Source organism: Streptomyces sp. NPDC058326, assembly GCF_042879855.1.
Taxonomy (GTDB): domain Bacteria; phylum Actinomycetota; class Actinomycetes; order Streptomycetales; family Streptomycetaceae; genus Streptomyces.
Genome location: NZ_JBHVZO010000013.1, coordinates 44,913 through 58,201 on the forward strand (window position 1 = coordinate 44,913; position 13,289 = coordinate 58,201).

Sequence of the window (13,289 nt, forward strand, 5' to 3'; positions counted from 1 at the left end):
CCTGTCGCGTGAGTCTGTCCTGAGTCGCTCCATAGTCCCGGTCGTCCGCCACGCCCGCGACCCGCACGGACACAGTGGGTGACGACACCCCCGCGGCGCCGTTCCGGACCGGGTCGCCGGGCCCTGCCCGGCGTGCGCTCCGGCCGTGCATGGCGGAGGGTCGAAGACATGAACCCGAGCGCGATTTCGCGGGTGGTCGTCACCGGCGCCACCGGCAATGTGGGCACCAGCCTGGTCCGGGTCCTGGCGGACGAGCCGCGCGTCGGCTCGGTCCTGGGGCTCGCCCGCCGCCGGCCCGACCTCGACCTCCCCGGGGTCGAGTGGGCCGAGGTGGACCTCTCCCGAGAGGGGGACGAACCCCGGCTGGAGGGGTACCTCGCCGACGCGGACGCCGTCGTGCACCTGGCCTGGCGGTTCGGGCCGACCCACGACCCGGTGGAGACCTGGCGGACGAACGTCCTGGGCTCGGTGCGTGTCTTCGACGCCGTCGCGGCGGCGCGCGTGCCGGCCCTGGTGTACGCCTCCTCGGTCGGGGCGTACTCCCCCGGCCCTCCGGGCGGTGCCCCGGTCTCCGAGGCATGGCCGACGCACGGCTGGCCGGGCGCCGCGTACACCCGGGAGAAGGCCTATCTGGAGCGGGTCCTCGACACCTTCGAGCGGGACCATCCGCTGACCCGGGTGGTCCGGATGCGTCCGGCCTTCCTCTTCAAGGAGGAGTCGGCGAGCGAGCAGCGGCGGATCTTCGCGGGGCGGTTCTTCCCCGGCCCGCTGATGCGGCCCGAACTGCTGCCGCTGCTGCCGGAGTTCGACGGGCTGCGGTTCCAGGTCCTGCACACGGAGGACGCCGCGGACGCGTACCGGCGAGCGCTGCTGCGGGACGTCCGCGGGGCGTTCAACCTGGCCGCCGAGCCGGTGATCGACGGGGCGGCCCTGGGCGAGCTGCTGCACGCCCGGCCGGTACGGGTGCCGGCGGCCGCGGTGCGGGGCGCCCTGTCGGCGGCCTGGCACCTGCGGCTCGCCCCGGCCTCCCCCGGGCTCTTCGACGCCCTGCGCCACATGCCGCTCCTGGCGACGGAGCGGGCCCGGCAGGAGCTTGGCTGGGAGCCGTCGCGGAGTTCCCTGGAAGCTCTGGGAGCGTTCCTGCGCGGGGTGCGCGCGGGCGCGGGAGACGCGACGCGCCCTCTGACGGGCCACCGCGTCGGCTGACGGGCCACTCGCCTTCGGCGGAGGGCGTCCGGACGAGCTCCGGGCATCCTCCGCCGCCGCGCCCCCGCAGGCCGTCAGCGGGCCGGTCGGCGAGGCGGATCGCGGCGCCCGCCGCCTCGCGGCCCGGTGGCGTGCTGGCGTCGCACGACCGCGCCGACGTCGAGCCGGCGGGCGAACTCGGGGCCGACGGTCAGACGTCCGACCGGGCGCCGGCGGCGTCAACGGTGCGGTACGGGCCGCCTGTCCCGCCGTGCGGGATAATGCGCGCATGCGCATTTCAGCCAGGGCCGACTACGCGGTGCGTGCCGCCCTCCAGCTCGCCGCCGCCGGGGACGCGGGGCCGCTGAAGGCCGAGGCCATCGCCGAGGGCGAGGGCATCTCGCACAAGTTCCTCGAAGGCATCCTCGGCGACATGCGCAAGGGCGGTCTGGTGCAGAGCCGGCGCGGCGGCAACGGCGGCTACTGGCTGGCCAGGCCCGCGGAGTCGATCTCGGTCGCGGAGGTCATCCGCTGCGTGGACGGCCCTCTGGTCTCCGTCCGGGGGGAACGGCCGCCCGACCTGTCGTACACCGGACCGGCCGAGTCCCTGCTCCCCCTCTGGATCGCTCTCCGGGCGAGCGTCCGTGAGGTGCTCGGGGTGTCCCTGGCCGAGGTGGCGGCGGCCGAGCTGCCGGCCGGGATCGTCGCGCTCACGGACGACCCGGAGGCCTGGACCAACCCCTGAGTGGCGGCGGTGTCAACCCCGCCCGGCCTGTTCCTTCTTGACCTCGTCTCATGTATCGGGACGGCACTGTCCACCCTTCGGACGCCCCTTGGGGCGGGGCATCCCTCTCTGCCGCCATCCCTACTATTCCAGTGGGGATACTAGGGATCATGTGAGGTGACGTGAGCACGCCGAGGAAATCGCCGAGGAGACCAGCGATACGCACCGCCTCCGCACCGGCCGGCGTTCCGGGTGGCCATCCCGCCGACCGGCCCGCCGACGACGGGATCTGGTCCCGCGTCACCCGCGAACTCGCGGACGACCTGGCCGTCGACGCCCTCGCCAGGGACCGGGCGGGGAAGGCGCCCTTCGACGAGGTCGCCCGGCTCCAGGAGGCCGGCCTTCCCGCCCTGCTCACGGCACCGCGACCGGACCGGCGTGGCGCCGACTGGCGGGCCGCGTGTGCGGTCGTACGGGAGATCTCCGCCGCCGACAGCTCGGTCGGCGAACTCCTCGCCCACCACTACGTGCTGTCCTGGACCAGCCGCCTCTTCGGCCCCGCCGAGAAGTCCGGCACCTGGCGAGAGCCGGACAGCGGGCGAGAGCCGGACAGCGGGTGGCGGTCCGGCACCCGGGGTCGCGCCACCGGGCCCGCGCGGAGATCCAGTACCGGGCGCACCACCGGCCCCGCGGGGAACTCGCGCACCACGGGTCATGCCGTCGGGCCCACGCTCGACGTCCGTACGGCCGAGGAACGCTGGCTGCTCGCCGGCGGTGTCGAACCGCCGCGCGACGAGACCGGACCCGGGCTCGTGCTCACCCCCGCCGAGGACGGCGCCGGATGGATCCTCGACGGGAGCCGTGCCTTCGCCTCCGCCGTGACCGTGGCCGACCGGCTCGTCGTCGGGGCCCGCACCGTCGGCACGGGCGAGCTGCTCGTCGTCCTGGTGGATCCGGCAGGGCCCGGGGTGTTCACCGACGGCGGGGCGGACCGGGTGGGACAGCGCCTCTCGGGCGCGGGCACCGTCACCTTCGACCGGGTCCCGGTGCGACCCGAGGACGTCCTCGGCGCCCTCCCCCACGACGAGCACGCCGTCGCCCCCTTCACCACCCTCGCGCCGCCGGCCCTGCGACTGCTCCTCGCGCACGTCGGGCTCGGCATCGCCGAGGGGGCGCTCGCCGAGGCCCGGGACCTCCGCAGGGCCGGGCAGGCGGCACCGGCACCGGCGGGCCGCCCGGGAGGCCCCACGGGTGCGGACGGATCCGAGCCGGTCGGCGCCGGGGACGACCCGTACCTCCTCCTCGCCTACGGGGAGCTGGCGACGGCCGCGCACGCCGCCGCCGCGGTGGTGGAGCGGGCGACGGACGCCCTCGCCCACGGTCTGCGCGCCGCCCGCTCGCTCGGCGCGGAGGAACGCGCCGACATCGCCGTCCTGGTGGCGGCGGCCGAGACGGTCACCGGCCGGGCGGCCGTGCACATCACCACCCGCGTCCTCGAACTCGTCGACGGCACGGCGGGCGCCGACGTCCGCACCGGCGGCCCCGGCTTCGACCGCTTCTGGCGCAACGCCCGTACGCTGACCGCCCCCACACAGGCGGCCCACCGGCTCCGCGACATCGGGGACCACTACCTCAACGGCACCCACGCGCGGCTCACCCCGCTCGCCTGACCGGCCATCCGCCGCGCGAGCGTGCGGCGGACGAAGCGACGCGGGGACCGGCATGTCGGGACGTCCGTCCCTCGCACGGGGCCGCCGATGGGCCCAAGCTGAGAGGACGAAGGCCCGCCGCTCCGGCGGGGCCGGCACCGCACATACGGAGGTCCTCTGATGAGCCGTGAGATCGTCGCAGGAGTGGACGGTTCCCCGGAGAGTCTCGCCGCGGCCGACTGGGCCGCACGCGAGGCCCTCCACCGGGCGCTCCCGCTGCGACTCGCGCACGCCTGGCGCTGGGAGCGGCTAGACCTGCCCCTGGTCCAGGACCGCCCCTCCCAGGAGCGCGCCGCCGAGGCCGTCGTACGCGAGGCGGAGGCCACGATCGCCGGCCGCTACCCGGGGCTCGCGCTCACGGCCGAGGTGCTGACCGACACGCCGGCCGCCGCCCTGCTCGGCACCGAGGCGGGCGCCGAGATGCTCGTCATCGGCTCGCGCGGCCACGGGGCCGTGGCCGGCTTCCTGCTCGGTTCGTACGGACAGCAGATCATCGCCGCCGCCACCCGCCCGGTGGTGGCCGTCAGGTCCCGCGACGGCGATCCGGCCGAACCGCCCACGGGACAGGTGCTCGTCGGCCAGCTCGGCGGCCCGGAGGACAGCGCCGCCGCGCTGCGCTTCGCCTTCGGGACCGCCGCCGCGCGCGGCGCCTCGGTGCGGGCCGTGCGCGCGTGGAGCCTCCCGGCGCTCTACGCGTACAGCCCGGCCTCGATGCGGCTCGCCGACGAGGCCGGCGGGCTCGTCCCGTACGAGGAGAAGGCGCTGCGTGAGGCCCTCGCGCCGTGGCGCGAGCGCTACCCGGACGTGCCGGTCGCCGAGCACGTCGAGCTGGGCAGCGCCGGTCAGGTGCTGCTCTCCGCCTCGGGGGCCGCCCAGCTCCTGGTGGTCGGCCGCCGAGCCAAGCGGGGGGCCCTCGGCCCGCGGATCGGTTCCGTGGCGCACGCGGCGCTCCACCTCGCGCCCTGTCCGGTGGCGGTCGTCCCGCAGGACTGAAAGGGTTCGAGTGGTCGATGCGGCGCGACGCGCCGGGTTGACGTGTCATGTTGACGAGGAGTGTCGGGGCGGACGGGGCCGGAAAGAGTTACCGCCGTTGCCCCGGTGGCTCTCCCCAGCGCCGGACCGTCCGGCGACCACGGCGAGAGAGCGGAGCCCCATGCGGTACCACGACCGTCCCGGCCACCCACGAGACCCCGAACGCGCCGAGCACGCGCCGGGCGCCGGCCCTTCCGTGTACTCCGGTCAGCCCATCGACGGGGCGGCGCCCGCGCCGGTACCGGCGGAGGACCCGGCGGCCCGCGCGAACGGACGGCACCGCAAGGGCGGCGGGCCACGGCGCCTGCCCCGCCGTCCGTCCTTCCGCACCGCCGTCACCGCCGCCGGAACCGCGGCCGCCGTGCTGACCGTGGCGGCCGGGGTCTATCTGGCCCGCCCGGCCGCCGGCCCCACGGCCGACGTGCCCGTCGTCGCCGGTCCCGTCACCCCTCCGGGGTCCACCGCCGGCAGCACACAGGTCCCGACGGGCAGGCCCACGGCCGGGCGGGCGGAACCCATGGCGGTGTCGGAGCGGCAGCCGGAACGGCAGCCCGTACGGCCCCAGGAGCAGGGGCGGCGGCAGGGCGTGGGCACGGGGGCCGAGGCGCCGGCGGGGAAGACCGCGCGGTTCGTCCGTGATGTCGTCGCGCTCGCCAACGCCGAGCGGCAGCGGGCGGGTTGTGGTCCGCTGCGCGACGAGCGCCATCTGCGGGCCGCCGCCCAGGGGCACGCCGACGACATGTCCGTCCGTGACTACTACCGGCACGAGAGCCCGGAGGGCCGCGACGCGGGCGACCGCATGAGCCGGGCCGGGTACGCGTGGTCGACCTGGGCGGAGAACATCCACCGCGGCCCCAAGACGCCGGCCCAGGTCATGGACGACTGGATGGAGAGTTCCGGCCACCGGGCGAACATCCTCAACTGTTCCTTCAAGGACATCGGGGTGGGGGTGGCCCTCACCGCCGACGGCCCCTGGTGGGTGCAGAACTTCGGCGTCGGCAAGCATTGAGCCCCGGGACGTCAGGAGGCGGGAGCGGCCAGCTTCTGCACCCAGATCGTGCCGCCGGGACCGGGCACCGACGCGACTCCGGTGTCCCGGTAGCGGCAGTCCAGCATGTTCTTCTCGTGCATCGCGCCGTCCGTCCAGCCGCCGACGACGGACGCCGGATCGGCCGCGCCCCGGGCGAGGTTCTCAGCCCAGGCGCTCCACTCGTAACCGGCGGCGGTGATCCGCGCGTCCGCGAACTCACCCTCGGGGTCGGCGTGTCCGTAGTAGCCGCGCGCGGCCATGTCGCGGGCGTACCGGCGGGCCGCCTCGGTGAGCCGGGGGTCGACGCGCAGCGGCGCGCAGCCCTCCGCGGCCCTCAGCCGGTTGACGAGTCGGGTCACCTGTTCCCCGGTGTCGGGCGTCGGCGCCGGCGTGGGGCGGACGGTACGGCGGGGTGCCGGCGGGATGGTCGTCGGGGCGGGCGCGGCGACGGTGGCGGCCGGGACCGGGGTCGTCGGGGCCGGGGAGGGGACCCCGGGGGGCGTGGCGGCGGGCCTGCCCGGCTTCACGCGCGCGTGCGGCTCCTGCGGTACGAGCAGGGTGACCGCCCCGAGGACGGCGACGGCCGCGGCTCCGGCCAGCCCGGCCCGCCGGAGCGATGGCCGCCGGGAGACGGCGTCGAAGGCGGCGGGTTCAGGGGCGTGGCCGTGCCCGGCGGGTGCGACGGGTTCAGAGGCGTTCCCGTGCCCGGCAGGTGCGAAGGGTTCGGGGGCGTGGCCGTCCCCACCGGGTGCGAGAGGTGCGATGGCCTGGTCGTCGCCCGCCGCGACAGGCCCGCCCGCATCGCCGCTCGCCGCCGCGAGGGCCACCGGTTCGAGGGTGTCGCCGCCCGCGAACCCGACGGCGAGCGGGGGCACGAGCCCGAGGCCCACGAGGAGGCCTTCGACGGGTGCGAGGCCGCTGCGACCGGTCACCCTCGCCGTGCAGACGGAGCAGCTCCGCAGGTGGCGGGCGACGCGCTTGCGCCAGAGCGGGGACGGGCGGCCGTCCCAGGCCGTGACGGTCTCGGCGAGGTCCGGGCACATCGGCAGGGCGTCCAGGGCGCGGACGACGGCCCGGCCGGTCTCGAGGCGTTCCTTCATCCGCTGGACGCGGACGGCGGCGTGCCGGGGGGAGATCCCGCCGAGGCCCTCGGCGAGTTCGGCGCGGGTGAGCTCGCCCGCGGCCTCCAGCCACCAGAGGGCGAGGAGTTCGCGGTCGTCCTCGTCGAGCCAGCGGGTGGCGCGGGCGACGTCGCGGCGCTGTCCGGAGAGGCCGAGCCGGAGGATGGTGACCTCGGTGAAGTCGCCGGCCGGGTCGGGGAGGCCGGTGGCCCGGTCGAGGCCGGGCACGGGCGCCTGCTGGCGTTCGCGCCAGCGGCGCCGTATCCCGTTCATGGCGATGGCGACGAGCCAGGACCGGAAGCGGGCGGGGTCGCGGAGGCCGGTCAGGCCGTCCAGGGCGCGGACCATCGTCTCCTGGACGATGTCGTCGGTGTCGGCGTGGCCGTCGAGGGCGCGGCCGACGATGTTGTGGACGAGGGGGAGGTACGCGCGTACCAGTGCGTCCCTGGCATGCGTGTCACCGGCCCTGGCCGCCTCCACAAGCGCGGTGGTGCGGCGCTCGTCGCTGTGCATGGATCTGCTCCCTCATCCCTGGTCCGAGTCCCCCGTCGTTCGGAGACCCGTGGGCGCGGGAGGGATAACACTAATTTCCGGTGCGTGACGCGTGGACCCTACACCGGTGGTGCCGTGGGCAGGGTCGGGACCGTGGCCCCGTTCCCCTCCCGGACTGCTGCCACGACGTCGTCGTGGAGATCGCGGCTCTCCTCCTCCGTCGCGCACGGAACGGGACTCCCCGACATGGTGAACCAGTCGGATGCGCCGCTGTACTGCACGGCCACGCGTGCTTCGCCCTCGGCCCAGGTCGTGTGCACGGTCAGATCGCCCGTGACGACGCCGGCCTCGTCGGTCAGCACCCCACCTCGCCCGGTGTAGACACCGGCGGTCGTCCAAGATGCCCAGCTCATCCATCCAGGTTCACACCCGGACGGCGGATGCGCCACCGACGGGACCGCCCCGGCCGGAGGAGTTCCGGCCGGGGCGGTACGGGTGGTCTCGCGCCGGTCAGGCGAGGGACGCCACGGTCTCGTCGCGTCTCGCGCCGGTCAGGCGAGGGAGGCGACGGCCTCGTTGAACGTGGCGGACGGGCGCATGACGGCCGCGGCCTTGGCCGGGTCGGGCTGGTAGTAGCCGCCGATCTCGGCCGGGGAGCCCTGGACGGCGTTCAGCTCGTCGACGATCTTCTGCTCGTTGGTCGAGAGGGTCTCGGCCAGGGGGGCGAAGGCCTTGGCGAGCTCCGCGTCCTCGGTCTGGGCGGCCAGCTCCTGGGCCCAGTAGAGGGCGAGGTAGAAGTGGCTTCCCCGGTTGTCGATACCACCGAGGCGACGGGTCGGCGACTTGTCCTCGTTGAGGAAGGTGCCGGTGGCGCGGTCGAGGGTGTCGGCGAGGACCTGGGCGCGGCCGTTGCCCGTGGTGGTCGCGAGGTGCTCGAAGCTGGCGGCCAGGGCGAAGAACTCGCCGAGGCTGTCCCAGCGGAGGTAGTTCTCCTTGACGAGCTGCTGGACGTGCTTCGGGGCGGAGCCGCCGGCTCCGGTCTCGAAGAGGCCGCCGCCCGCCATGAGCGGGACGACCGACAGCATCTTGGCGCTGGTGCCCAGCTCCAGGATGGGGAAGAGGTCGGTCAGGTAGTCGCGGAGGACGTTGCCGGTGACCGAGATGGTGTCCTCGCCGCGGCGGATGCGCTCAAGGGAGAACTTGGTGGCCTCGACCGGGGACAGGATCCGGATGTCCAGGCCCTCGGTGTCGTGCTCGGCGAGGTACGTCTTGACCTTGGCGATGAGCTGCGCGTCGTGGGCGCGGTTCTCGTCCAGCCAGAAGACGGCCGGGGCACCGGTGGCGCGGGCGCGGGTGACGGCGAGCTTGACCCAGTCCTGGATGGGCAGGTCCTTGGTCTGGCAGGCGCGGAAGATGTCGCCCTCGGCGACCTCCTGCTCCAGGACGACGTTGCCCGCGGAGTCGACGAGGCGGACGGTGCCGGCCTGGGCGATCTCGAAGGTCTTGTCGTGGGAGCCGTACTCCTCGGCCTTCTGCGCCATGAGGCCGACGTTCGGGACGGAGCCCATCGTCGACGGGTCGAAGGCGCCGTGGGCGCGGCAGTCGTCGATGACGACCTGGTACACGCCGGAGTAGCTGTGGTCCGGGAGGACCGCGAGGGTGTCGGCCTCCTGGCCGTCCGGGCCCCACATGTGGCCGGAGGTGCGGATCATGGCCGGCATCGAGGCGTCGACGATGACGTCGGACGGCACGTGCAGGTTGGTGATGCCCTTGTCGGAGTCGACCATCGCCAGGGCGGGGCCCGCGGCGAGCTCGGCCTCGAAGGAGGCCTTGATCTCCTCGCCCTGCGGGAGGGACTCCAGGCCCTTCAGGACGCCGCCCAGGCCGTCGTTCGGGGAGAGGCCGGCGGCGGCGAGGACCTCGCCGTACTTGGCGAAGGTCGCCGGGAAGAAGGCGCGGACGACGTGGCCGAAGACGATCGGGTCGGAGACCTTCATCATCGTGGCCTTGAGGTGCACGGAGAAGAGCACGTTCTCGGCCTTGGCGCGGGCGACCTGCTCGCCGAGGAAGGTACGCAGGGCGGCGGCGCGCATGACGGCGGCGTCGACGACCTCGCCGGCGATGACCTTCAGCGGCTCGCGGAGCTCGCTGGTGGTGCCGTCGGCGGCGGTGAACTCGAAGCGGAGGGTGTCGTCCGCGGTGATGACGGTGGACTTCTCCGTGGAGGCGAAGTCGTTCTCGCTCATCGTGGCGACGTTGGTCTTGGACTCGGAGGTCCAGGCGCCCATGCGGTGCGGGTGGGCCTTGGCGTAGTTCTTCACCGAGCCGGGCGCGCGGCGGTCGGAGTTGCCCTCGCGCAGGACCGGGTTGACGGCCGAGCCCTTGATCTTGTCGTAACGGGCGCGGACGTCCTTGTCCTGGTCCGTCCGCGGGTCGTCCGGGTAGTCCGGGAGGGCGTAGCCCTGCGCCTGGAGCTCGGCGATGGCGGCCTTGAGCTGCGGGATGGACGCCGAGACGTTCGGCAGCTTGATGATGTTGACGCCGGGCGTCTTGGCCAGGTCACCGAGCTCGGAGAGGGCGTCGGGGATGCGCTGGCCCTCCTCGAGGAACTCGGGGAAGACGGCGATGATGCGGCCCGCGAGGGAGATGTCCCGCGTCTCGACCGTGACGCCGGCCTGCGAGGCATACGCCTGGATCACGGGCAGGAACGAGTACGTCGCCAGGGCAGGCGCCTCGTCAGTGTGGGTGTAGATGATGGTCGAGTCAGTCACCAGGGTGCTCCGCTCCACGTCTGCGTATGCGAGATTGCTCGACATCAAGATATCTCGTGATCGAGGTCCTCGGTAAAGGGGCCCACCAGCTCGGCGTCCGGAGGCGCTCCCGCGGCCTCGACGAAGGGGCCGCCCAGCCGGTACGGGGCAGGGGCGCCGTCGAGGTCGACGCGGCGGAGCAGCGCGAGCAGGACGAGTCCCGCGGTGGCGACGACTCCCGCGGCGAGGGCCTGGCCGCAGCGGTGGGCGAGCCTGAGCTCGGCAGGGTCGTAGGGCGCGGTGGCGGGCAGGCTGAGGGTGGTGCCGAGGAGCCAGATGCCGGCACCGAGGCCGGCGGCGGCGACGAGGGCGAGCGGCAGGGTCGCGGCCAGGCCGGGGACTCCGTGGGCGCGCCGGGCGCCGGGGCCCACTCTTCCCTTGCGGGCGAGGAAGGCGACGCAGCCGGAGTGGACGGCGAGGACCACCAGGGCGGCGGCGATGACGTCGCCGGGCCGGTGGCGGCCGGCCGCGATGGTGTACGCGGAGACCGCGACGGCCCAGAGGGTGCCGGCGCCGACGGCGAGGCCGCGCAGCCGGTACGGGACGACGAAGGCGAGGCCGAGGGCGATGCCAAGGGCGAGCGTGGTCTGGGCGCTGGGGAAGCCGCTCGGGACGAGTGCCCCGCCGGGGTCGAGGAGGCGGGGGCGGGGCGCGTACCGCTGGAGGAGTCCGGTGAGGGCGAGGGCGATGACGACCGCGCCGACGGCTGTCCCGGTGAGGGCGTACCGCTTGCGCACGATCCCGGTGGCGAGGAGCAGGACCCCGCCGAGGACCAGGGAGAGGGTGGTCAGCCCGGCCAGTGAGGGGTGCTCGCGGAGCAGGGTGACGGCGGCCGTGTCGGCTCGCCGGCCGGTCACGGCGGCGTCGCCCCAGCGACGGCCGGTCGCGGTGAGCACGAGGCCCGCGTAGACGACCGTGAGGACGAGGACGGCCCCGAGGCAGCCATGCCGGGTCCGGGTGCGGACGCGTGTGCTGAACGAGCCGGGTGCCTCGGCCGCCACGGCGGCGTACCACCAGGTGCGACCGGTCTTCAGCGGCCTCGGGGAGCCGCCCGCGCGGAACCTGTCGTAGGAAGCCATGCCCTGATTCGAACCCACGGGCGGCCGCCCCGCCCGCTGGAGACACCCGAACGACACGCCGAGGACGGGTACGGCGAACGGATGGAGGGCTCGGTCCCGGCGTGCGCGCCCCCGCGGAGGGCGGCGCGCTCATGCCACGGCGAGGTGACCGTACGGCGTACGGTCGCGGCGGCGCGACCCGTACAGCGTGAACGCCGTGTTCACCAGGGCGACGTGGCTGAGCGCCTGGGGCATGTTGCCGAGCTGGCGGCCGGCCAGCGGGTCCCACTCCTCGGCGAGGAGGCCGACGTCGTTGCGGACGTCGAGGACCCGCTCGAAGACGGTCCTCGCCTCGTCGGGGCGCCCGGTGATGGCGAGCGCGTCCGCGTGCCAGAAGGTGCAGGCGACGAAGGCCCCTTCGGTGCCGCCGAGGTCGTCGAGCTCGTGTCTCCCGCCCTCTCCCGCGTCGCCGTAGCGGCGCAGGAAGCCGTGGTCGTCGAGCCGCTCCATGGCCCGCACGGTGCCGAGGACCCGGGTGTCGTCGGCGGGCAGGAAGCCGAGCCGGGGGATCAGCAGGGCGGTGGCGTCGACCTGGTGGCCGCCGTAGTACTGGGTGAAGGTGCCCTGTTCCTCGCTCCAGCCACGGGCGCAGACCTCGGCGCGCAGCTCGTTGCGCAGGGCCTGCCAGCGCCCGAGGGAGCCGCGGAGCCCGGCGACGCGGGCGAGGCGGACGGCTCGGTCGGCCGCGACCCAGGCCATCACCTTGGAGTGGACGAAGTGGCGGCGCGGTCCCCGGACTTCCCAGATGCCCTCGTCGGGTTCCTGCCAGCGCTTGCCGAGGTACTCCAGGAGCGAGGCCACCACGGCCCAGGCGGTGGCGTCGAGGGCGACGCCGGCCCGGACGGCCGAGTAGACGGTGTTGAGCACCTCGCCGTAGATGTCGAGCTGGAACTGGCCGACGGCCGCGTTGCCGAATCTGACGGGACGTGAGTTCTCGTAGCCGGGCAGCCAGTCGGCGTCCGTCTCGGGGAGCCACCGCTGCCCCTCGACGCCGTACAGCGGCTGGAGGTCGGCGGGGTCGCCGGCGACGGCCCGGACCAGCCAGTCGTTCCAGGCGAGCGCCTCCCTCCGGAAGCCGCCGCGCAGCAGACAGGAGAGCGTGAAGGTGGAGTCGCGCAGCCAGCAGAAGCGGTAGTCCCAGTTGCGCTGCCCTCCGATGGACTCCGGCAGGGACGCGGTGGCCGCGGCGACGACGCCGCCCGTGGGGGCGTAGGTGAGGGCCTTGAGGGTGAGCAGGGAGCGGATCACGGCCGCTCGCGCGGGCCCGTCGTAGCGGAGCGCGGCGGCCCAGTCGTTCCAGAAGGCGAGGGTGCGGGCGAGGGCGGAGTCGAGGCCGGGGGCCGAGGCGGCGGGGGGCGGCGGCGCGTGCGAGGGGCGCCAGCCGAGCACGAACGCCACCCGGCGGCCGGCCGTGACGGTGAACTCGAAGGTGGTGCGGTCCGGGGTGACGACGGGTTCGGCGCCTGGTCCGCAGGAGAGATAGGCGGCGTCGGGCCCGGCGACGGAGGCGACGGTGCGGCGGTCCAGGGAGCGGGTCCAGGGGACGATGCTGCCGTGGTGGAAGCGGACGCTCAACTCACCGCGCACGTCGACACGTCCGGCGACGCCCTCGACGACACGGACGATTCTCGGGGAGTCCTCGCTCGGCGAGCGCGGGGGCATGAAGTCGGTGATCCTGACCGTTCCGCCGAGGGACTCCCAGACGGTGTCGAGGACGAGCGTGTCGCCCCGGTAACTCCTGCGCGTGCAGCGGCCGTTGCCCACGGGGGCGAGGAGCCAGCGGCCGTGTCCCGGATCGCCGAGGAGAGCCGCCAGGCACGCGGGCGAGTCGAACCGCGGAGCGCACCACCAGTCGACCGACCCGTCGGTCCCGACGAGCGCGGCGGTCTCCAGGTCGCCGATGAGGGCGTAGTCCTCAATTCGCCCTGCCATGACCGGATTGTATGCCTCCCGGGAACCACGGGCGATGCGGTCGGGAATCACCTTTCGGGCGCCCGCATATCGTTCCACCGTCCTTGACGGGGTCACCGCGGCGCAGGATTCTGAAAAGCACGGGATTCCCGAGAAC

The 13,289-nt window shown here is 74.5% G+C and carries 10 protein-coding genes; 5 read left to right on the forward strand and 5 right to left on the reverse strand.

Annotated elements, in window-relative coordinates:
* Window positions 1-168 precede the first annotated feature (168 nt).
* From ACFVYX_RS23235 to ACFVYX_RS23255, 5 genes are all read left to right on the forward strand, one after another.
* Window positions 169-1,206: an NAD-dependent epimerase/dehydratase family protein gene (locus ACFVYX_RS23235; protein WP_389683349.1), complete on the forward strand. Its 1,038-nt coding sequence runs from the start codon at window positions 169-171 to the stop codon at window positions 1,204-1,206.
* A 268-nt stretch (window positions 1,207-1,474) separates the two neighbouring features.
* Window positions 1,475-1,930, forward strand: a complete 456-nt coding sequence (locus ACFVYX_RS23240) for an RrF2 family transcriptional regulator (RefSeq protein WP_389683350.1) — start codon at window positions 1,475-1,477, stop codon at window positions 1,928-1,930.
* Between the two features lie 161 nt (window positions 1,931-2,091).
* Window positions 2,092-3,579: an acyl-CoA dehydrogenase gene (locus tag ACFVYX_RS23245; RefSeq protein ID WP_389683351.1), complete on the forward strand. Its 1,488-nt coding sequence runs from the start codon at window positions 2,092-2,094 to the stop codon at window positions 3,577-3,579.
* 159 nt (window positions 3,580-3,738) lie between these two features.
* The gene (locus tag ACFVYX_RS23250) at window positions 3,739-4,611 is read left to right on the forward strand and encodes a universal stress protein (protein WP_389683352.1); all 873 of its coding nucleotides are present in this window, start codon (window positions 3,739-3,741) and stop codon (window positions 4,609-4,611) included.
* 160 nt (window positions 4,612-4,771) lie between these two features.
* Complete coding sequence (locus tag ACFVYX_RS23255) at window positions 4,772-5,659, forward strand: CAP domain-containing protein (protein ID WP_389683353.1); 888 nt, start codon at window positions 4,772-4,774, stop codon at window positions 5,657-5,659.
* A gap of 11 nt (window positions 5,660-5,670) precedes the next feature.
* Here the strand turns inward: ACFVYX_RS23255 and ACFVYX_RS23260 are convergent, their stop codons facing one another.
* The 5 genes from ACFVYX_RS23260 to ACFVYX_RS23280 form a co-directional block, all read right to left on the reverse strand.
* Window positions 5,671-7,314: a sigma-70 family RNA polymerase sigma factor gene (locus ACFVYX_RS23260; RefSeq protein WP_389683354.1), complete on the reverse strand. Its 1,644-nt coding sequence runs from the start codon at window positions 7,312-7,314 to the stop codon at window positions 5,671-5,673.
* A 98-nt stretch (window positions 7,315-7,412) separates the two neighbouring features.
* A complete protein-coding gene (locus ACFVYX_RS23265) occupies window positions 7,413-7,706 on the reverse strand; it encodes a hypothetical protein (protein ID WP_389683355.1) in 294 nt (97 codons plus the stop codon).
* Window positions 7,707-7,844: 138 nt separating this feature from the next.
* The gene (locus ACFVYX_RS23270) at window positions 7,845-10,064 is read right to left on the reverse strand and encodes an NADP-dependent isocitrate dehydrogenase (protein WP_389683356.1); all 2,220 of its coding nucleotides are present in this window, start codon (window positions 10,062-10,064) and stop codon (window positions 7,845-7,847) included.
* 44 nt (window positions 10,065-10,108) lie between these two features.
* On the reverse strand, window positions 10,109-11,182 hold the full coding sequence (locus ACFVYX_RS23275; protein WP_389683357.1) for a phosphatase PAP2 family protein: 1,074 nt from the start codon (window positions 11,180-11,182) through the stop codon (window positions 10,109-10,111).
* Between the two features lie 129 nt (window positions 11,183-11,311).
* Window positions 11,312-13,153 (reverse strand): glycoside hydrolase family 15 protein, encoded by a 1,842-nt coding sequence (locus ACFVYX_RS23280; RefSeq protein ID WP_389683358.1) that lies wholly within the window; start codon window positions 13,151-13,153, stop codon window positions 11,312-11,314.
* Between the last annotated feature and the right edge of the window lie 136 nt (window positions 13,154-13,289).